Below are 20,353 nucleotides of genomic sequence, written 5' to 3' on the forward strand. Positions count from 1 at the left end.
CCTCCTTTGTATTATAAAAAAATAAATTTTTTCTTACTTAAATTATATTAATGGTCATGGCTTACTTTATGAGCCATATAAACCATCGTTAACATTACGAAAATAAATGACTGGATTGATCCAACGAATACACTGAATCCCATCCATGCTAACATCGGTACAAGTGCACCTAATGCTCCAAGGAATGATGCTCCGCCTAACTTAGCAAGTAATCCTAATAAGATTTCACCTGCATAAATGTTACCAAACAAACGAAGACCTAACGTTAATGTGTTAGCAAACTCCTCAATAACCTTTAATGGGAATAAGAATTTCATAGGTTGGAAATAACCTTTAGCATATTCTTTCGTACCCTTCATCTTAATTCCATAGTAATGGGTGAGGGTAACTACCATCACGGCTAATGTTAATGCAACTGCTGGATCAGACGTTGGTGATCTCCACCATGCAATATGTTCGCCAGCCTCAACTGTTGAATACATGAATGGTAAACCAAGGAAGTTCGATACGATGATAAACATGATAAGCGTAACGCCAAGCGTTAAGAATCGTCCACCTGTTTTCCAGTCCATCGTACTATTGATAATCCCTTTCACGAAGTCAAACACCCATTCCATGAAGTTTTGCATCCCGGTTGGGCGAAGCGCTAAGCTGCGAGTTCCGATAACAGCGATTAAGAAAACAATAACTGCTGCTACAGTAACCATCATAACTGATGACAAATCGAACGTTAAACCTAGAAATTCAACTAATTTACCGTGTTCCACTAGTAATTCACCTCTCTTCCCTGCTCGTATACTCTAAATAAAGAAAATCTATGATCATGACAAGGTATCCTGTCAGCAATCCTACACCTAAGCCCCACATCGCAATTAATTCTTGATATTTGGCTGCAAATAAAATTAATAACCCAATCGTGGCAAATCTTGAATATGTACTTACCGCTGTTGCTTTAAACTTCACGTTTTCTCCATTTGTTACGCGATCTAACAGCTTGTCTGTTCTACGTGCAATGATGCGCAAACTAAGAAAACTGAAAATCGTTCCGATAATCAGTCCAAGAAATACATCCTTGTAAGAGGTAAATCCCCATCCTAGCATTAGAAGCGCAAGCAAGTAGTACATATATTTCTTTTGTCTTTGGACAAGTCCATGTACGTCTATCATCATTGCTCTCCCGAATAGTAATGTCGAATGAGTCGAATCATTGCGTATACCCCTGTTCCTAACCCGAGTAATAACCCTATAATAAGAAACAATGGAAACGTTCCAACCTTATTATCAATCCATTGCCCACCAAAGATTCCAATAAGAATAGAACCAACTAACTGAGCAAGAATTCCTGACATTAAAGCATACGCTTTTATATGGCTGCGATCGTTTTTTTGCAAGGATTCATCCCTCCAATATGTAACCCTCATTCACGATGTGTTAATAATAACTCATTTTTCTGCATAAATTCTATACAAAATAAAAAGTTTACATTTTCGTCACGGAATAGATGTATTTTTGTCACTGAAAGCCCTACCATCTATCCCCGTTGTTAGCATACAATAGGGTATTAACAGTGTCAACGAGAAATCGTAAAAAATCAAAAAATTTGAGTATTAGGCATTTCCTCCCAAAAATGAAAACGTTCCCCTTCTAAATACTGGTTAGAGATATGCAATTTCTAACAGTTTTCTCTTTATAATAGAAGAAAATGTTCACAAGTTTGTCACTATTATATTTTTAAGATATAGCGCTTTCCTTCCATAATATAGTGTCCCCGAGACGTAAGACTTCTATATTATATGTGATGTGTATATAACTTATGTTGTATATACCCTGTATATTTATCTCCCCCTCCCCTGCACGCCCAAGGTGAAAAAAAAAGACGAGAGGGGAATTCCCCTCTCGTCTGTTGTCTTACTTCGTTCCGAATAAACGGTCACCAGCATCACCAAGACCTGGAACTACATAACCATGGTCATTTAACTTCTCATCTAATGCTGCTACATAAATATCAACATCAGGATGCTCTTCCTGTACTACTTTTACTCCTTCTGGAGCAGCTACGATACACATTAATTTAATTTGCTTTGCACCGCGCTTTTTCAGAGAATTAATTGCTTCAGCTGCAGAACCACCTGTTGCTAGCATCGGATCTAGTACGATAAAGTCACGCTCTTCTACATCCGTTGGAAGTTTCACATAGTATTCTACCGGTTGCAATGTTTCAGGGTCACGGTATAAACCAACGTGTCCTACTTTTGCTGCTGGAATTAATTTCAGAATTCCATCAACCATTCCTAAACCTGCACGTAAAATCGGAATTAAACCAAGTTTTTTACCAGCGATCACTTTTGTTGTCGCTTTGCTTACAGGTGTTTCAATTTCAATGTCTTGAAGTGGAAGGTCGCGAGTAATTTCGAAAGCCATTAAGCTTGCTACTTCGTCCACTAATTCACGAAAATCTTTCGTACCTGTATTCTTATCGCGAATATATGTAATCTTATGTTGAATTAACGGGTGATCAAATACATACAGTTTTCCCATGTGAATCTCTCCTTTAGATGATATTCATGCGTTTTCACACGCTTTTTTGCACTATTTACGATTGTAAAGAAAACGTTACTAATATTCAAGGGCAAATTTGGTAAAATCGTGAATTAGAATGAATCTATCTAGTATCTTTACCAATTATGGGAGCTGTATCCTTCATTATATCGCCAAAATTTATTCATCATTTGTATACATACTTTAAAACCAATATATGTCCAAAAAAAAGACTACTAAAACAATTATGTTTCAGCAGTCTTTTTCAATCTATTATAGATTTGTATACATTGGGAATTTGCTCGTTAACGCTTCTACACGCTTACTTGCTTCTTCTAATGCAACTTCATTCTCATGATTTTTTAATGTATAAGCAATAAGTGCCGCAATTTCATCCATTTCTTCTAAACCGAAACCACGAGATGTTACAGCTGCTGTACCGATACGTACGCCGCTTGTTACAAATGGGCTTGCTGTTTCAAATGGAATTGTATTTTTGTTCACTGTAATACCAACTTCATCTAATACGTGCTCTGCTACTTTACCTGTAATTTCTAAGTTACGAACATCAATTAAGATTAAATGATTGTCTGTTCCACCAGAAACAAGTGTAAGTCCTTCTTTTTGAAGACCTTCAGCTAAGCGATTCGCATTATTAATGATATGTTGTGCATATGTTTTAAACTCATCTTGTAGTGTCTCACCAAATGCAACAGCTTTTGCAGCAATTACGTGCATAAGTGGACCACCTTGAATACCAGGGAAGATTGATTTATCAATTTGTTTTGCAAATTGCTCTTCACATAAAATCATACCACCACGTGGACCACGTAATGTTTTATGTGTTGTCGTTGTAACGAAATGTGCATGTGGTACTGGGTTTGGATGTAAACCAGCAGCTACTAAACCAGCGATATGTGCCATATCAACCATAAAGTATGCACCCACTTCATCTGCAATCTCACGGAATCGTTTGAAATCGATAACACGAGGATATGCACTTGCACCTGCAACGATTAATTTTGGTTTATGTTCTTTCGCTTTTGCTAATACATCATCGTAATTAATACGGTGAGATTCAGCATCCACGCCATATTCTACGAAATTATATTGTACTCCACTGAAGTTAACAGGGCTTCCGTGTGTTAAGTGACCACCATGAGATAAATTCATACCAAGTACTGTATCGCCTTGCTCTAAAATCGTAAAGTATACTGCCATGTTCGCTTGTGCACCAGAATGTGGTTGAACATTTACATGCTCTGCGCCAAAAATTTCTTTCGCGCGATCACGTGCGATATCTTCTACTACGTCTACGTGTTCACAACCACCATAGTAACGTTTTCCAGGATATCCTTCAGCATACTTATTCGTTAAAACAGAACCTTGCGCCTCCATTACTGCTCCACTTACGAAGTTTTCCGAAGCAATTAGCTCAATCTTTGAACGCTGTCTTCCTAGTTCTGCCTCAATTGCAGCAAATACCTTTTCATCTTGACGTTTTAAATAATTCACCAAAATCCCCCTTTTCTGAACGAATTACATCAATTCCCAATAGTTTTTTCTCATTTATTCAGAAAAAACGAAAATTCAGGTTGTAATTCTTTCGAACCTTCATGTTTTCAACTACATTCTAACATGACTTTCTATATCATAAAAGAAAAAAAAAGACCAAAATTGGTCTTTTCTTTCTTCTATTATAAGGTCAGACTACATACCTTTTACCTTTCAATATAAAGCTGTTATAAGACTTTATAATTTTTCATGTTTAACGGCAAGGAATAGCTTCTTCATTTGCCGCATAAACAGCACGTGCTCCACCTATTAGCTTCCCACGTGTTTTCGCCATCGTTACATGCGCACTTCCTATTTCCTTCACACTTGTACGAACCGGTACAGCTACATGCTTTAAATGCATACCGATAAATGTATCGCCGATATCCATTCCTGCATCTGCTTTAATAAACTCAATTACTACCGGATCTTTAAAATTGTGATACGCATACGTCGCTAATGCACCACCTGCTGATCTAACAGGCGTAACTGTTACAATTTCAAATTGATATTTCATCGCTACATCTCTCTCAACTACTAAAGCACGATTTAAATGCTCACAACATTGAAACGCCAATTCAATACCTGTTCGTTCTTGAAATTGTTTAAATTCAGAAAAAATCGCCTCTGCCACTTCCATCGTTCCTGATGTTCCAATTCTTTCACCTAGCACTTCGCTCGTGCTACACCCCACTACAAAAATTTGGCCACTTTGCAGCGTGGCTTGTTCTTGGAAATCAGAAAGCGATATTTGTAGCTGTTCTCTTACCTTTACGATTTCTGTCATTACGCCTCTTCCTTTCACAGGTTGGTTCACCAAATTATATTTCAAACTACTTATAGTTAGAATCTATTACTTTGTTTCGTACGTTTTAATTTTTCCTACGCGGTTTTCGTGGCGGCCACCTTCATAGTCAGTTGTTAGCCAAATTTTCGCGATATCACGCGCTAGACCAGCTCCAATTACACGCTCGCCCATTGCTAACATGTTAGTGTCATTATGCTCTCTCGTCGCTTTCGCACTGAAAGTATCATGAACTAATGCACAACGAATACCATTTACTTTATTTGCTGCGATTGACATCCCAATGCCTGTCCCGCAAACTAAAATGCCACGATCCACTTCACCATTTGCTACCATTTCTGCTGCTGGAAACGCAAAATCAGGGTAATCAACAGAACCAGCTTCACATTCACAACCTAAATCAATATATTCAATATTTAACTCTTCTAATAAACTTACAAGTTCTTTACGGATATTCATACCGCCGTGATCAGATGCTACTACTACTTTCATTTTTACCCCTCCAAAGTTTCAATCAATTATCTTCATTTACACTCGCTACCTTAATAGAACGAAGTGATCTCCAATATCGTATTATACACGAAACATCAACCTTCTGAATGTTTTTTCAGTAAAGTTTGTACAAGTTTTTCCATCTCTTCTAACGTTTCTTTATAAATAGAAAGCGATCCGCCAAATGGATCTGAAATATCCTTACTTACACCCTCAGTTAATCCATATAATGTATCCAATTTCTTTTCAACACTCGGATAATGCCCAAGTACAATTTCCCTATGGTTTTCCGTCATTGTTACTACAATATCCGCCCAATCAACCAAAATATCGTTTACCTGCTGCGCGGCATGATCGATTGAAATTCCTTTTTCAGCTAAAGCTTCCTTCGCATATACCGATGCATCGCTTCCAGGATAGGCGAAAACACCAGCAGATTGCACTTCAAACTTATCTCCTCCATGATGACGAAGCAGCGCCTCAGCCATCGGACTACGACATGTATTACCAGTGCAAACAAATAACACTCGTTTCATCCAAACCCACCCCCTATATTGTATCTTTTCCCTTTAATAATAGCTTACATTAGGATGGAACAAAAGAAATGTGGATAGGCGCATTTTTCTAAGAAAAATGCGCCTATCCACATATATGTGAAACCCTATTTCCAAGTGCCTAGAGTATTTTAACATACCTACTAAACATACGACAAAAAATAAGGAATCCATTTCATATGAAACGGATTCCTTTTATACAACAATTATTTCATTGTAACTTTCATTACTTCTGTTGAACCTTTTGTAGCTGTTACACCTACAGTTGTCTTAATAGACTCAGCTGCATCTGTGTTTGTAATAACGATTGGAGTAATTGTGCTTTTCGCTTTTTCACGGATTAATTCTAAGTCGAATGAGATTAATTTATCTCCAGCTTTTACAGCTTGGCCTTCAGAAACGTGAGCTTCGAAACCTTCGCCTTCCATCTTTACAGTTTCTAATCCAACATGGATTAAAATTTCTGTACCGTTTTTCGCTTTAATTCCAATAGCATGTTTTGTGTGGAATAATTGTACGATTTCACCATCAACTGGAGATACAACTACACCTTCAGTAGGATCGATTGCAACACCGTCACCCATCATACGACCAGCGAATACTGGATCTGGTACTTCTTCAATATTTTTCACTGCTCCAGTTAATGGAGCTACGATTGTTTCTTCATTTGTTTTTGAACCAAAACCGAATAATTTTTTAAACATAGGATAGTCCTCCTTATAATTTACCTAAAAGTTTATAGGGCAATCCCTAGTAAAGCTCGGGATACATGTAAGACTTCATACTTCGAATATTATACTGTAAAAACGCTTTCGAAATAAATTACGTCATTACTAATAGACTCTTATTGTAGCGCTTCACAAAATTCCAGTCAATTCTGATTGTCTGAATAACAATAAGAAGTTAACTTCTACTTATATTTTCTCTTTTTTCACCCAACTTGTCTAGAGGTCTTTACTACATTTTATTTTTTGTCGTTAATTTGTAAAATTTACTTCAAACTTTTTTCGGAATTCACTTGACTAAAGTAAGTAACTATTTTATTATTACTTACATACAATAAGTTAATAAACTTTTAGGAGGTTTTCAAAAATGATGGATTTCGGTCTTCTTATTATTCGTCTTATTATAGGAATTACATTCATGGGTCATGGTGCTCAAAAATTATTCGGTTGGTTCGGTGGTTATGGCTTAAAAGGAACGGGCGGTTGGATGGAATCAATCGGTTTACGCCCTGGTGTATTTATGGCATTTATGGCTGGTGCAACTGAATTATTAGGTGGTTTCTTATTCGCATCAGGTATTTTCACTGCAATTGGTTCATTATTTATCGTTGGAACAATGTTAATGGCAATCTTCACTGTTCACGGAAAAAATGGTTACTGGGTAACACAAGACGGATTTGAATATAATTTAATTTTAATCGCCGTTGCTGTTGGTGTAGCTTTAATCGGTCCTGGTGCATACGTTTTACTTTAATATTTATCTCTATTTCAAGATATTTACAAAAAAGAGATTACTTCAAATTGAGGTAATCTCTTTTTCACATCATCAAAAAAATATTATTTTCAGCAGGAGATTCCCATTGATATCTTGTAAACAAACAATAAGTATTCATATTTAGAAAGGGGATTACAACATGTTATCCATTAATCCAAACGAACAAACCGAAAAAGATAATTACAAATTACTAACAGGAAGTATCATTCCACGTCCTGTCGCATTCGTTACTTCTGTAACTAAAGATGGTGTATTGAACGGTGCACCATATAGTTATTTCAATATCGTCGCTGCCAATCCACCACTTATCTCAGTTTCAGTACAACGAAAAGAAGGAAAACCGAAAGACACTTCCCGAAACGCAATTGAAAAAGGGGAATTTGTCGTACATATTTCTGATGAATCTTACGTAGAAGCGATCAATGAAACAGCAGCCAACCTACCCCCTAATGAAAGTGAAATCGAATTAGCAAAACTAACACCAATCGACAGTGATGTCATTTCAGTACCAGGAGTGAAAGAAGCAAACATTCGAATGGAATGCGTATTAGAACGCGCTATCCCGCTCGGCGGAACCGAAGACTCACCAGCTTGTGATCTACTAATTGGCCGTGTCGTTCGCTTCCACGTCGCAGAACACTTATACGAAAACGGCCGAATTCACGCCGAAGAACTAAAACCAATAAGCCGCCTAGCAGGACACAACTACGCAAAACTAGGAGAACAATTTGAATTGGTGAGGCCAATCTAAAAGTGGAAGGGGCCCGCTTAGCTCTGACCAGCTAAGGTTCTCTCGCAAAAAAGGTGCTTTTTACCTTTCGTGCGGGAGGTTCTTAGATGCGAAGAGCTGGCCACTGGAACTAGATATCAACCTAAAAGCGGAAGCGGCTCGTTCAGAATGGGAGGAGGATGGAGCTTCTGACGTAGAGGCGCTTTTTGCCTCGCAGGAAGACGCGAAGCCACCGACCATTCTAGCCGCTGGAGCTGGATATCAACTAAAAGTGAAACCGGCTCGTTCAGAATCATAGAGTATTGGAGTCTTTCATCACCCAAATATAAAATCCCCCGCTAAAAGCGGGGGATTTTTTCACTGTAATTCTTCCTTCTTTTCTTCTAATGCAGGTAATTTCTCTTTTTTAGATTTACCAAGCTTTATTACAAAGAAATATAAAGAAAGCAATGTAATAAGGAAAACGATTAAAAATGGATACGGTGAATAAAACGCACGCGCCGCCTCCGATTTTCCTGCAACAAATTTTAATGACTCAATATCTAAAAACTCGGCAAACATTTGTACACCGAGCATACTAAACCAAAAAACAAAAAAACTAATAATAATACCAAAAACTTGCTTCAATCTCGTCATTCATCTCATCCTTTCTATATTTGCAATTTTTTAGTGCGATCAATATAGTACAAACAAAACTATGCACAGAAAGGAATCATCTTACCATTCACGAATTAATTTTATCCAACCTAACATCGAAATTTGCAAAATAATACCCCAAATTATAAGTCTTCTTAGCCATCGAGGAAAGAAGGTTAAAAACTTAACATACCATCCCAATAACTTGTTCATAATTCCCTCCTACATAAAATTATATAGGAAAAAGGATATATAATCCAAATCCAACCAGAATGATACCACCTACTATTTCACCATATGTACCAAGCATACCTTTCGCATGTCTACCAATTAATAAGCCAACCCACGCTAATAACATGCTTACAAATCCAAACAATAATATCGTAATAATCGTCTCTGCTCCGTAAATTCCAAGACTAAGACCTACTGAAAAACTATCTATACTGACACCAAATGCAAATACAAATAAACTAATTCCAATTGGAGCAGTTCTAGTCTCTTCCCCTTCTAAAATAGACGAATATACGATATAGAACCCTAGCCCAATTAATAAAATAGCTCCTGCAAAATTCGCAACATCCCCATACCTCTCTGATAGAAAACGTCCTAGTACCATTCCGATAAATGGCATAATAATATGAAATATCCCAATCGTCATACCGATATAAAGGATTTGTCTTAACTTTAATGTTACCATTCCCATACCGAGGCTCACTGAAAATGCATCCATCCCCAGGGCAAATGCCATAATTATTAAAGGTATTAATTGTTCAAGTGTCACTCATATCCCCCCTCGGACGTGCTACTTCACAATATGCTTATCCGAGGAGAAATATTCTGTTTGCTAAAGGTACATTATCATTCAGTGATAATATGATGTCCCGCAGCTTTTGTTAAACGATTCATAATTGCATTTCCTATTCCTTCATTCGGGAATGATTCACTAAAAATAACATCTACTTCACTTGCATCAAACGTTCTAAGCACATCATATAACTTAGTCGCAACACTGGCTAAATCGCTTCGCACACCGCAAGACAATACAACATCTGCACTATACACACGCTGATACTCTTCTGTCGTTAATACACCTACTTTAAATCCTTCTTTCTTTTTCTCATCCACAATACGTTGAATAAACTCACGGGACCCTTCAACAATACTAAGTGGCGCTTTCGGTGCGTAATGTGTATATTTCATTCCAGGTGATCTCGGTTTTTCTTTCTCATCCTTTAAAGCTGGATCTAAAGAAACATTTCCTATCACTGCTTCTAATTGCTCCTTCGTAATCCCACCTGGACGTAAAATCGTCGGAACCTCGCTCGTACAGTCAATTACAGTGGATTCAACGCCTACTCCTGTTGCCCCGCCATCAACAATACCAGCAATTTTTCCATTTAAATCTTCATACACATGAGAAGCTAACGTTGGACTTGGGCGTCCTGAACGATTCGCACTCGGTGCTGCAACAGGCACGTTTGCCTCTTCAATAAGGGCGAGCGCTACTGGATGATCCGGCATCCTCACTCCAACTGTATTAAGTCCTGCCGTAACCCTCTCTGAAATCCCTTTTTTTCTCGGTAAAATGATTGTTAATGGTCCTGGCCAAAAATGCTCCATTAACTTTTCTGCAACCGGCGGAATTTCTCTTACAATACCATCTAACTGAGATTTTGTTCCTATGTGGACAATCAGTGGATTATCGCTCGGTCTCCCTTTCGCTTCAAAAATTTTCGCTATCGCTTCATCATCCATTGCGTTTGCTCCTAACCCATATACCGTTTCCGTCGGGAAGGCCACCGCTTCATTTTCTCTTAATAATCTTGCCGCTTCTTTTAATTGTGGATAATATTTTTTTCTTTCCACAACATTATCCACAATCCACATATTTGTATGCATTTTTTCCCACGTCCTTTTCTACCATGAAATACTTGTCTATTTTTAGTTTACTATGAGATTTATCCAAAAGACAAACAAGGTTTATCCACAAAATGTGGATAAACCTTGTTAATCCGTGGATAACTTTGTGAATAGCTGACAATTTAGTATTATTGCATTTAGCTCTTTTATATTTTTACAAAAGTGTTCTAACTGTCGAATTTCCTCTGGCACTTCCTCTTTCTCTATAATGACAAAGTTAAAAAACTGAAAGATTGTCACAGATTGTGGATGATTTGTGAGTAAGTACAATTGTCGAATATCTTTTTCTTTCATATACTGCAAAAACATCTCGAAAAAATATAAGAAAGTCTGTTTATCCACATTAGGTGTGAATAAACAAGAACGGATAAGTGCATTTTTTCCACTTTGTTCATATCCAATTACCGCTCGTATTTCTCCTGCCTCTTCCAAGATCATAAATTGTGCGTACAACTCATTTATTTTATCATCTTTTTTATTAGCTTGTCCGAAAAAAGAATGCAATCTTTCTACATCTGCTTTCGTAGCAAAATACACGTTCTTCATAGTAAATCCCTCCTCATTGATATATATGGGGAAGGATTTATTAATAGTACTATTTAGAGAATAAAGCTGTAAAAGCTTCGACGATAAATAATTTAACCTCTGGTTTCTCTTCTTCCTCTTCTACTGTTACATACTCATTTTGCTTTTCTTGTTTTTGCTCCACAGTTTTCTCCACTTTTTCCACAGTTTTTGTTTCTACTTTTTTTACGGGCTGTTCTTCTACTTGCGTTTCGTGTTTTACTACTTTCTTTTCCTGTACTGTTACTTTTTCAGCTTTTTCCGGCTTTACTACTTTCTTTTCTTTCACCTTATCCTCTTTCTTCTCCGGTACATCCACTACTTCCTCATCTGGTTGTCTCACCTGCTCCTCTTCAGGAGATTCAGCTTTCACAACATGTTCTTCTTTCCTTACAGCTGTACCACTTGAAAAATCTAAGAAACACATCGGTGGAAATAATACACACCACCAGTTTGCACCTTCACCTTTTCCAATTGTAATAAGTACCGCTTCATATTCTCCTGCCGGATAAATAAAATTTCCATATACCTTTGTAGGAAACTTTACATTCTTACCAAATTTCACTTGAAACGCCTCTTTACTTCCTTCTCTTTTCAGCGTATTCGCCACTGTCTTTTCAATTTCAGGAATATGATTTTGAATTACTTTTCGAGCTTCTTCAAATGACGTTAAATCCGCTACCCATCCATCAATTTGTGCTTTCACTTCATCACGTACTTTACGTTTTAATGCCTGATCTTTATCAGAATCACTATTAGCTAAAATACGTAATCGAACGGCCTCTTTCGGAATAACAGCAGGCCCTTTTGCATCAGCTTTCATATATCCAAACTGCACAAGTAACTGTGCACCAATTAATAATAAAAGAAAGTAAGCAATAACTTGTTTTTTCATTTCCTCCACCGTCCCCTCTAGAAACAGTGTGGACAGAGTTACTTCTTTCTAAACTATTAAATTCAAAATCTATATAAATTTTTGTAACTACTCAGCCACTCTATGAAAAACCGACAGAAAAGCATTTGTTTAAATGGGCAAGAGGGACTGGCTATGTACAGGAGCGGTCAGTGCCTTTTCCTGCCACATGCGAAGTTTTAAAACAAAGAAAGCTAGCAAAGTGTATGTCCATTTTTATCTTCGTGGCAGCAATCTATATACTGAAAAATGAAAATAACTTTCTATAGGTAATAAGAGGCATATTTTCTCTGGAATAATACTCCTTACCAAACTTCTAAATGAAATGTATGGCTGAGTAGTTACGAATTTTTTATACAAAAAATAGAGTAAGGCTTATGCCTTACTCCATCTCTGCAAATACCATGCGATCTTTTCCATTAATATCAAATACAACTTCAACTTGAGCGCGCGGGAAAGTTTGCTGTAATAATGCTTTCACATCTTCACCTTGGCCTACACCAATTTCAAACGCCACAATCGCCTTTTTCTGTAATACATTCGGCAATTCCTCCATAAAACGACGATAGAAATCTAGTCCATCTTCCCCACCAACAAGCGCACGCTTCGGCTCATGCTCCTTCACAACAGTAGAAAGACCACGCCAATCTTCCTCTGGTATGTACGGAGGATTGGAAACAACAACATCTAACTTTTGACCTGTTTCATAGAACGGTGACAGTAAATCGCCGTGATAGAAAGTTACATCCGCCCCTAAAGTTTTTGCATTTTCTTTTGCAACTTCAATCGACTCCTGCGCGATATCTACTGTATACACACGAAGATTTTTATTTTCTAAAGCGAGCGTAATAGAAATCGCTCCACTACCTGTTCCAATATCCGCTATGTGAAGCTCCTCATTACCGAAATGGCGCTCAATTCTCTCTAGCACCCCAACTATAAGTTCCTCTGTTTCCGGTCTTGGTATCAATACCTCTTCATTTACAAAGAATGATCGGCCATAAAACATTTCATAACCAAGCATATATTGGATCGGAGTACCTTCTACGTGCTTGTGGATAAATTCTGCAAAACTTTTCTCTTGTTCCGCAGTTATTTCTTCACGCATATTCATGAGCATTCCGGTTCTGTTCGTCTTTAATACATGACAAAGGACAATTTCTCCCGCATTTTCATCTCGTCCATTTTCCTGTAAAAAAGAAGAAGCCCATTTCAGGGCTTCATAGACACGCATTACTCAGCTGCCTCCATCTTTTGAGCCTGATCTTCCATCACTAAGGCATTGATGAAATCATCTAACTTACCTTGTAAGATTTGATCTAGCTTTTGAATCGTTAAACCGATTCGATGGTCTGTAACACGGTTTTGCGGGAAGTTATACGTACGAATACGCTCTGAACGATCTCCCGTACCAACAGCTTGTTTACGGTTTTGATCATACTCAGCTTGCGCTTCTTGTCTAAACTTATCATAAACACGTGCGCGTAATACTTTCATCGCTTTTTCTTTATTCTTAATTTGTGATTTCTCATCCTGACAAGATACAACTACACCAGTCGGTAAATGTGTTAAACGTACCGCTGACATCGTTGTATTAACGCTTTGTCCACCAGGACCACTAGAAGCAAATGTATCAACACGAACATCTTTTTCATGAATATTAATTTCTACTTCTTCTGCCTCTGGTAATACAGCTACAGTTGCTGTAGATGTATGAATACGTCCACCAGATTCCGTTTCAGGAACACGTTGTACACGGTGAGCACCATTCTCGAATTTCAGCTTCGCGAAAGCACCTTTACCGTTAATCATAAAGATAATCTCTTTATATCCACCTAACTCTGTATAGCTCGCTTCGATAATTTCAGTTTTCCAACCTTGCACCTCAGCATAACGGCTATACATACGATATAAATCACCAGCAAATAAAGCCGCCTCGTCACCACCAGCAGCACCACGAACCTCAACGATAACGTTTTTATCATCATTAGGGTCTTTTGGAACAAGTAAAATTTTCAGACGTTCTGATAATGTTTTCTCTTGTCCTTCTAATTCAGAAACCTCTTCTTTTACCATGTCACGCATATCAGCGTCTAACTTATCTTCTAACATTGCTTTTGCATCTCGTAATTGCTCACGAACATCTTTATACTCACGGTACACCTCTACCGTGTCCTGAATATCAGATTGCTCTTTTGAATACTCACGAAGCTTATTTGTATCGCTAATAACCTCTGGGTCACTTAACAACTCATTCAACTTCTCATAACGATCTTCTACAGCTTGCAAACGATCTAACACACCATTCACCTCTACATCCTAGTATCTAATACAAATAGTATATGGTACTTAATCAAAAAAACGCAAATTATATTTAAAAGCGCAGGCGGCTCGCTCAGAATGGGAGGAGGTTGGAGCTTCTGACAGAGAGGCGCTCTTTGCCTCGCAGGAAGAAGCGAAACCACCGACCATTCTAGCCGCTGGAGCTAGATTATATTTAAAAGCGCAGGCGGCTTGCTCAGCTCTGACTGGCTAAGGTTCTCTCGTACAAAAGGTACTTTTCACCTTGAGTGCGGGAGGTGCTTAGACACGAAAAGCTTGCCACCAATCTTCGTCTATTTTTGAAAAAAACCCGCTCTACATAGCGAGTTTCATTTATCTTTGTTTTGTAGGTACTGCATGACAATGACGACAACGTGGTTCATACGATTCTGAAGCCCCAACTAAAATAATTGGATCATCAAATGCCGCTGGTTCTCCATCGATTAAACGTTGCGTACGACTTGCAGGAGATCCACATGCAGAACAAACTGCCTGCAATTTAGTCACATGTTCAGCAATCGCCATCAGCTGAGGAACTTGTCCAAATGGTAGACCACGGAAATCTTGGTCTAATCCAGCTACAATGACACGATAGCCACGATTTGCCAATACTTGCACCACTTCCACAATGTCCCCATCAAAAAATTGTACCTCATCGATTGCAATAACATCCATTTCTTCTGTTACATGGTTAAATATATCTTTTGAAGCTGCAACAGGAACTGCTTTAACCTTTAATCCATTATGTGATACAACATCTTCTTCACTATAACGATTATCAATACATGGTTTAAATACAATCGCATGTTGTTTCGCAAATTGCGTACGGCGTATACGGCGGATGAGCTCTTCTGATTTCCCAGAAAACATACTCCCGCAAATCACTTCAATCCAACCATTTTGATTCATTAAGTACATTGAGCTCTCCTTTCATCTACTTTCCTAATCCAAAGTAGGGTAAAGGTTTAATATTTTCGCAAAAAAAACAGACAAGCGAATACATACACTTGCCTGTTTTATGTTCTTTATTACTTGATGCCGTATTTCTTATTGAAGCGGTCAACACGTCCGTCTGCAGTAGCAAACTTCTGACGTCCAGTGTAGAATGGGTGAGAATCAGAACTGATCTCAATTTTTAGTAATGGATAAGTGTTACCATCTTCCCACTCAACAGTTTCGCTAGAGCCTTTTGTAGACCCGCTTAAGAATTTGAAGCCAGTGTTCGTGTCCATAAATACAACTTTATTGTAATTTGGATGGATTCCTGCTTTCATTCTTTTCATCTCCTTCCGCCCTGAATCATTTTCGAAACAGAGTTTTTCATCTTCAGCTGCTTACACAACTATATTGATGAAACACATATGATGAAATTATAACAAGGCTAACTCCATTTTGCAACTACCTGTTTTTGTCTTTTTAAAATTAAAAGTGGAGGCGGCTCGCTTAGCTCTGACTGGCTAAGGTTCTCTCGCACAAAAGGTGCTTTTTACCTTGAGTAGCGGAGGTTCTTAGACACGAAGAGCTAGCCGCCGGAACTGGATATCAATTAAAAGCGCAAGCGGCTCGCCCAGAATCGCAGGACACTTCAAGCTCTCGATCCAAATATGATTTTTATCTCCAAAACAAAATTTTTTCCATATATTACTCTCTCTAATATTCCCTTAAAAACATAAAAAACTCGCTTACTATGAAATAAGCGAGTCCCAATCTTTTCCCTTTACTTAGTTGTTACATACCTTTTTGAGTCTGCAACAATGTTTTGTAAAAATTCTTCATTTGTCTTTGTTTGACGAAGTTTACGTAAGAAGCCTTCAACAAAGTCTGGTGTATCACGCATTGTTTTACGAATACCCCATAGCTTGTCTAAATGTTCTTTCGGAATTAATAGGTCTTCTTTACGCGTACCAGAGCGACGAATATCAATCGCCGGGAAGATACGACGCTCAGCTAATGAGCGATCTAAATGAAGTTCCATATTTCCAGTTCCTTTAAATTCTTCGTAAATTACATCATCCATACGAGAACCTGTATCAACAAGCGCTGTTGCTAAAATTGTTAAGCTACCGCCCTCTTCGATATTACGCGCAGCCCCGAAGAAACGCTTCGGTCTATGGAAAGCAGCTGGATCAATACCACCTGATAGAGTTCTACCACTTGGCGGAATAACAAGGTTGTAAGCACGCGCTAAACGGGTAATACTATCCATTAGAATGACAACGTCTTTTTTATGCTCTACAAGACGCATTGCACGCTCTAATACAAGCTCAGCTACTTTAATATGATTTTCTGGTACTTCATCAAAAGTAGAGCTTACAACGTCACCTTTAACAGAACGTTCAATATCTGTTACTTCCTCTGGACGCTCATCAATTAAAAGTACAATTAATTCTGCTTCCGGATGATTTGTTGTGACACTGTGTGCAATTTCTTTTAACAGACTTGTTTTACCAGCCTTTGGAGGCGCGACAATTAAACCACGTTGTCCAAATCCAACTGGTGCGATTAAATCCATGATGCGTGTCGGTAACTTTTTCGTTTCCGTTTCCAATTTCATTTGGCGATCTGGGTATAACGGTGTTAATGCAGGGAAATGCACACGCTCTTTTGCTGAATCTGGATCATCTCCGTTTACAGCTTCAACTTGTAATAATCCAAAATAGCGTTCATTTTCTTTCGGAGGTCGTACTTTACCAGAAACCTTATCTCCATTACGTAAATCGAAACGACGAATCTGCGAAGCTGAGATATAAATATCTTCTGAGCTTGGAGAGTAGTTGATAGGACGTAAGAATCCAAATCCTTCTGATTGAATAATTTCTAATACGCCTTCCATGAAAAAGAAACCTTCTTTTTCTGCTCGAGCTTTTAAGATGGCGAAAATCAGCTCTTTTTTCGTTAACTTACTGTAATACGAAATCTTAAATTCTTTCGCAAGCTCGTATAACTCTTTTAATTTCATGTTTTCTAATGCTGCAATTGACAAATTCATTCAGACACCACACTTTAACGTTATTCTCTTTTCACATGGGTAAAGGGAAAAAATACGGAAGGCAAATAAATAATAATGAAAGGCAATAAGTTCAAGTAGATAATATTCACTATTGTAACCCTTTTGTCTAGTTTTAATCAATACGTTGAAACACAAATACAACAAGCGAAGACAAGAAAATTTGTCTTCGCTTGTTATATTTCTTACTTTTTTCTACTCCCCTGATTTTAAGGCCGAATAGATAAGGCATTTCTGCTTGTATTTAATCCAGTTTCAGCAGCTAGAATCTACGGTCATTTAACCCCTTCCTGCGAGGCAAAAAGCGCCTCTACGTCAGAAGCTCCACCCTCCTGCGATTCTGAACGAGCCGCCTCCACTTTTTATTTAATAACCAAATTCGGTTTTTTATTTAAGCTATGACGTCCGTCTACGAAGCGTACTGTGCCTGATTTTGCACGCATAACAAGGGATTGTGTTGTTCCGACGCTACCTTTAAATTGAACGCCTCGTAATAGTTCTCCGTCCGTTACACCTGTTGCTGCAAAGATTGCATCGTCACCCTTTACTAAGTCTTCCATACGAAGGATACGATTTATATCTTCAATACCCATTTTTTTACAACGAGCTAATTCAGCTTCATTTTGAGGAAGAAGCTTCCCTTGGATTTCTCCACCTAAACATTTTAATGCAACCGCAGCTAATACTCCTTCAGGCGCCCCACCAGAACCGAATAAAATATCTACACCGGTACGGTCAAATGCTGTATTAATTGCTCCAGCTACATCTCCATCGTTAATTAACTTAATACGAGCTCCAGCTTTACGAATTTCTTCAATAATTGCTTGATGACGCGGACGATTTAAAACTGTCGCTACAACATCTTCAATATCTTTATTTTTCGCTTTCGCCACAGCACGTAAGTTGTCGATAATAGGTGCGTCAATATCAATTGCTCCAACCGCTTCTGGGCCAACCGCGATTTTATCCATGTACATGTCAGGAGCATGTAACAAATTGCCGTGATCTGCAATTGCAATAACAGCAAGCGCATTCCAACCGCCAGCCGCTACGATATTTGTCCCTTCTAAAGGATCAACTGCAACGTCTACGCGTGGTCCATATCCTGTACCCAATTTTTCTCCGATATATAGCATTGGCGCTTCATCCATTTCACCTTCGCCAATTACAACTGTACCTTTCATCGGAATTGTATCAAATACATCACGCATAGCTGATGTTGCTGCACCATCTGCCTCATCTTTTTTTCCGCGCCCCATCCAACGCGCTGATGATAATGCTGCAGCCTCTGTTACACGTACTAACTCCATAGATAAACTTCTTTCCACGATAATCCCTCTCCTTTTAAGCCTTTATATTTCTGCCGTATTTTGTGAACCTTGTTTTTCTATAAAGTGTACTTCCGTTAGTAGTGATTCTTCGCTCCCCATTAACGGAAGTATCACCACCTTATCCCAATTGGTGAGGGCTAATAATCGGCGTGGGATAACCCACACTGATTAAAGTTTCACTTTATGCATTCTTCATTTCTTCAATTTCTTGCTTTGTCATTTGTTCTCGCCAAATGTTTGCACCAAGCCCTTTAAGCTTGTCTACTATATTTTCGTAACCTCGATCAATATGATCAAGTCCCGTTACTTCTGTAATGCCATCTGCCATTAAACCCGCAATAACAAGGGAGGCACCAGCTCGTAAGTCACTCGCTTTCACCTTCGCACCTTGCAATAAAACAGGTCCAGTCACAATTGCCGAACGGCCTTCTACTTTAATTTGCGCGTTCATACGGCGCAATTCATCAATATGCTTGAAACGTGCGCTGTAAATTGTATCAGTTACAACTCCTGTTCCATGCGCTTTTGTTAAAAGCGTTGTAAACGGCTGTTGTAAATCTGTTGGAAACCCTGGATATACAAGCGTTTTCACATCAACTACTTTTAACTTTCTATTGCCGTTCACTGTAATTTGGTCATCGTTCGTTTCAACTTGAACACCAGCTTCTCTTAGCTTCGCAGTAACGGATTCTAAATGCTGAGGAATAACATTATCAACTGTTACTTCTCCTCCTGACGCTGCTCCTAAAATCATATACGTACCAGCTTCAATACGGTCTGGAATGATAGTGTGGTGACAACCGTGCAGTGAATCCACACCATCAATTCGGATTACGTCTGTACCAGCACCTTTAATACGAGCTCCCATACTCGTTAACAATGTAGCTACATCAATAATCTCTGGTTCTTTCGCTGCATTTTCAATAACAGTTCTACCTTTCGCTCGTACAGCCGCTAGCATAATATTAATCGTAGCTCCTACACTAACAACATCTAAATAAATACGTGCCCCGCGTAGTTCGTCTGCTCTTAAATAAATGGCACCTTGTTCATTTGTAACATGTGCCCCTAACGCTTCAAACCCTTTAATATGCTGATCAATCGGTCGTGGCCCTAAATGACATCCACCTGGAAGCCCAATAACAGCTTTTTTAAAACGGCCAAGCATTGCACCCATTAAATAATAAGAGGCGCGCAATTTTTTCACTTTTCCATTTGGTAAAGGCATCGCAACCATGTTAGAAGGATCGACTACCATCTCTTCTTCCTGCCCATAAGTTACTTTCCCTCCAATTTCCTCTAGTAAATCTCCTAACATTTTCACGTCCGAAATATTAGGAACGCCACCGATAGTTACTGGAGTATCTGCTAAAATTGTCGCTGGAATTAGTGCAACAGCACTGTTCTTTGCACCACTCACGCGAATCGTTCCATTTAAAGCTCTTCCGCCTTCAATTAGCAACTTTTCCATATTGAGCTCCCTTCTT

General features: G+C 38.5%; 25 protein-coding genes. 2 read left to right on the plus strand and 23 right to left on the minus strand.

Annotation, left to right across the window (positions count from 1 at the left end; translation table 11 throughout):
* Positions 1 to 47 precede the first annotated feature (47 nt).
* The 10 genes from atpB to KPL75_RS13190 form a co-directional block, all read right to left on the minus strand.
* Entirely contained in the window at positions 48 to 767 is a 720-nt protein-coding gene (atpB, locus tag KPL75_RS13145; RefSeq protein WP_002089740.1) for a F0F1 ATP synthase subunit A, read from the minus strand.
* A 7-nt stretch (positions 768 to 774) separates the two neighbouring features.
* Positions 775 to 1,167, minus strand: a complete 393-nt coding sequence (locus KPL75_RS13150; RefSeq protein ID WP_219920946.1) for an ATP synthase subunit I — start codon at positions 1,165 to 1,167, stop codon at positions 775 to 777.
* Complete coding sequence (locus tag KPL75_RS13155; RefSeq protein WP_001171219.1) at positions 1,167 to 1,391, minus strand: AtpZ/AtpI family protein; 225 nt, start codon at positions 1,389 to 1,391, stop codon at positions 1,167 to 1,169. Before KPL75_RS13155 ends, KPL75_RS13150 begins: the two co-directional genes overlap by 1 nt.
* Before the next feature lie 26 nt (positions 1,392 to 1,417).
* Entirely contained in the window at positions 1,418 to 1,531 is a 114-nt protein-coding gene (locus KPL75_RS13160; protein WP_033712414.1) for a DUF4024 domain-containing protein, read from the minus strand.
* Positions 1,532 to 1,908: 377 nt separating this feature from the next.
* Entirely contained in the window at positions 1,909 to 2,538 is a 630-nt protein-coding gene (upp, locus tag KPL75_RS13165; protein ID WP_098775787.1) for a uracil phosphoribosyltransferase, read from the minus strand.
* Between the two features lie 273 nt (positions 2,539 to 2,811).
* Positions 2,812 to 4,053: a serine hydroxymethyltransferase gene (gene glyA, locus KPL75_RS13170; RefSeq protein WP_219920948.1), complete on the minus strand. Its 1,242-nt coding sequence runs from the start codon at positions 4,051 to 4,053 to the stop codon at positions 2,812 to 2,814.
* A 253-nt stretch (positions 4,054 to 4,306) separates the two neighbouring features.
* The gene (locus KPL75_RS13175) at positions 4,307 to 4,879 is read right to left on the minus strand and encodes a TIGR01440 family protein (RefSeq protein WP_219920949.1); all 573 of its coding nucleotides are present in this window, start codon (positions 4,877 to 4,879) and stop codon (positions 4,307 to 4,309) included.
* 66 nt (positions 4,880 to 4,945) lie between these two features.
* Entirely contained in the window at positions 4,946 to 5,389 is a 444-nt protein-coding gene (gene rpiB / locus KPL75_RS13180) for a ribose 5-phosphate isomerase B (RefSeq protein WP_000869917.1), read from the minus strand.
* Between the two features lie 95 nt (positions 5,390 to 5,484).
* On the minus strand, positions 5,485 to 5,925 hold the full coding sequence (locus tag KPL75_RS13185) for a low molecular weight protein arginine phosphatase (RefSeq protein WP_219920950.1): 441 nt from the start codon (positions 5,923 to 5,925) through the stop codon (positions 5,485 to 5,487).
* A 224-nt stretch (positions 5,926 to 6,149) separates the two neighbouring features.
* Positions 6,150 to 6,647, minus strand: coding sequence for a PTS sugar transporter subunit IIA (locus KPL75_RS13190; RefSeq protein WP_002016294.1), 498 nt, complete (start codon positions 6,645 to 6,647; stop codon positions 6,150 to 6,152).
* A gap of 388 nt (positions 6,648 to 7,035) precedes the next feature.
* Between KPL75_RS13190 and KPL75_RS13195 the strand changes: the two genes are divergently transcribed.
* Positions 7,036 to 7,422 carry a DoxX family protein gene (locus tag KPL75_RS13195; RefSeq protein WP_219920951.1) on the plus strand — a complete coding sequence of 129 codons (387 nt, stop codon included), beginning with the start codon at positions 7,036 to 7,038 and terminating at the stop codon, positions 7,420 to 7,422.
* Between the two features lie 160 nt (positions 7,423 to 7,582).
* Positions 7,583 to 8,194: a flavin reductase family protein gene (locus tag KPL75_RS13200; RefSeq protein WP_016106716.1), complete on the plus strand. Its 612-nt coding sequence runs from the start codon at positions 7,583 to 7,585 to the stop codon at positions 8,192 to 8,194.
* A 336-nt stretch (positions 8,195 to 8,530) separates the two neighbouring features.
* Here the strand turns inward: KPL75_RS13200 and KPL75_RS13205 are convergent, their stop codons facing one another.
* The 13 genes from KPL75_RS13205 to murA all read right to left on the minus strand — a co-directional run bounded on the left by KPL75_RS13205 (position 8,531) and on the right by murA (position 20,337).
* Complete coding sequence (locus KPL75_RS13205; protein ID WP_098763950.1) at positions 8,531 to 8,809, minus strand: DUF3935 domain-containing protein; 279 nt, start codon at positions 8,807 to 8,809, stop codon at positions 8,531 to 8,533.
* Positions 8,810 to 8,890: 81 nt separating this feature from the next.
* Positions 8,891 to 9,022: a hypothetical protein gene (locus KPL75_RS27425; RefSeq protein WP_002144729.1), complete on the minus strand. Its 132-nt coding sequence runs from the start codon at positions 9,020 to 9,022 to the stop codon at positions 8,891 to 8,893.
* Positions 9,023 to 9,041: 19 nt separating this feature from the next.
* On the minus strand, positions 9,042 to 9,590 hold the full coding sequence (locus KPL75_RS13210) for a manganese efflux pump MntP (RefSeq protein ID WP_219920952.1): 549 nt from the start codon (positions 9,588 to 9,590) through the stop codon (positions 9,042 to 9,044).
* Between the two features lie 77 nt (positions 9,591 to 9,667).
* Positions 9,668 to 10,708: an L-threonylcarbamoyladenylate synthase gene (locus KPL75_RS13215; RefSeq protein ID WP_219920953.1), complete on the minus strand. Its 1,041-nt coding sequence runs from the start codon at positions 10,706 to 10,708 to the stop codon at positions 9,668 to 9,670.
* 108 nt (positions 10,709 to 10,816) lie between these two features.
* Positions 10,817 to 11,275: a GNAT family N-acetyltransferase gene (locus tag KPL75_RS13220; protein ID WP_219920954.1), complete on the minus strand. Its 459-nt coding sequence runs from the start codon at positions 11,273 to 11,275 to the stop codon at positions 10,817 to 10,819.
* Between the two features lie 49 nt (positions 11,276 to 11,324).
* Positions 11,325 to 12,188 carry a stage II sporulation protein R gene (gene spoIIR, locus KPL75_RS13225; RefSeq protein WP_219920955.1) on the minus strand — a complete coding sequence of 288 codons (864 nt, stop codon included), beginning with the start codon at positions 12,186 to 12,188 and terminating at the stop codon, positions 11,325 to 11,327.
* A gap of 400 nt (positions 12,189 to 12,588) precedes the next feature.
* Positions 12,589 to 13,440, minus strand: a complete 852-nt coding sequence (prmC, locus tag KPL75_RS13230) for a peptide chain release factor N(5)-glutamine methyltransferase (protein ID WP_219920956.1) — start codon at positions 13,438 to 13,440, stop codon at positions 12,589 to 12,591.
* Positions 13,440 to 14,507 carry a peptide chain release factor 1 gene (gene prfA, locus KPL75_RS13235; protein ID WP_002113060.1) on the minus strand — a complete coding sequence of 356 codons (1,068 nt, stop codon included), beginning with the start codon at positions 14,505 to 14,507 and terminating at the stop codon, positions 13,440 to 13,442. The genes prmC and prfA overlap by 1 nt, the downstream gene beginning before the upstream one ends.
* Before the next feature lie 354 nt (positions 14,508 to 14,861).
* A complete protein-coding gene (locus tag KPL75_RS13240; RefSeq protein WP_219920957.1) occupies positions 14,862 to 15,446 on the minus strand; it encodes a thymidine kinase in 585 nt (194 codons plus the stop codon).
* Between the two features lie 110 nt (positions 15,447 to 15,556).
* The gene (locus KPL75_RS13245) at positions 15,557 to 15,802 is read right to left on the minus strand and encodes a type B 50S ribosomal protein L31 (RefSeq protein ID WP_000643447.1); all 246 of its coding nucleotides are present in this window, start codon (positions 15,800 to 15,802) and stop codon (positions 15,557 to 15,559) included.
* 443 nt (positions 15,803 to 16,245) lie between these two features.
* On the minus strand, positions 16,246 to 17,517 hold the full coding sequence (gene rho, locus KPL75_RS13250) for a transcription termination factor Rho (protein WP_002123767.1): 1,272 nt from the start codon (positions 17,515 to 17,517) through the stop codon (positions 16,246 to 16,248).
* A 380-nt stretch (positions 17,518 to 17,897) separates the two neighbouring features.
* Positions 17,898 to 18,863, minus strand: a complete 966-nt coding sequence (gene glpX, locus KPL75_RS13255; protein WP_219920958.1) for a class II fructose-bisphosphatase — start codon at positions 18,861 to 18,863, stop codon at positions 17,898 to 17,900.
* A gap of 184 nt (positions 18,864 to 19,047) precedes the next feature.
* Positions 19,048 to 20,337: a UDP-N-acetylglucosamine 1-carboxyvinyltransferase gene (gene murA / locus KPL75_RS13260; RefSeq protein ID WP_002198761.1), complete on the minus strand. Its 1,290-nt coding sequence runs from the start codon at positions 20,335 to 20,337 to the stop codon at positions 19,048 to 19,050.
* Positions 20,338 to 20,353: the final 16 nt, after the last annotated feature.

This window comes from Bacillus sp. NP247, assembly GCF_018966865.1.
Lineage (GTDB): Bacteria > Bacillota > Bacilli > Bacillales > Bacillaceae_G > Bacillus_A.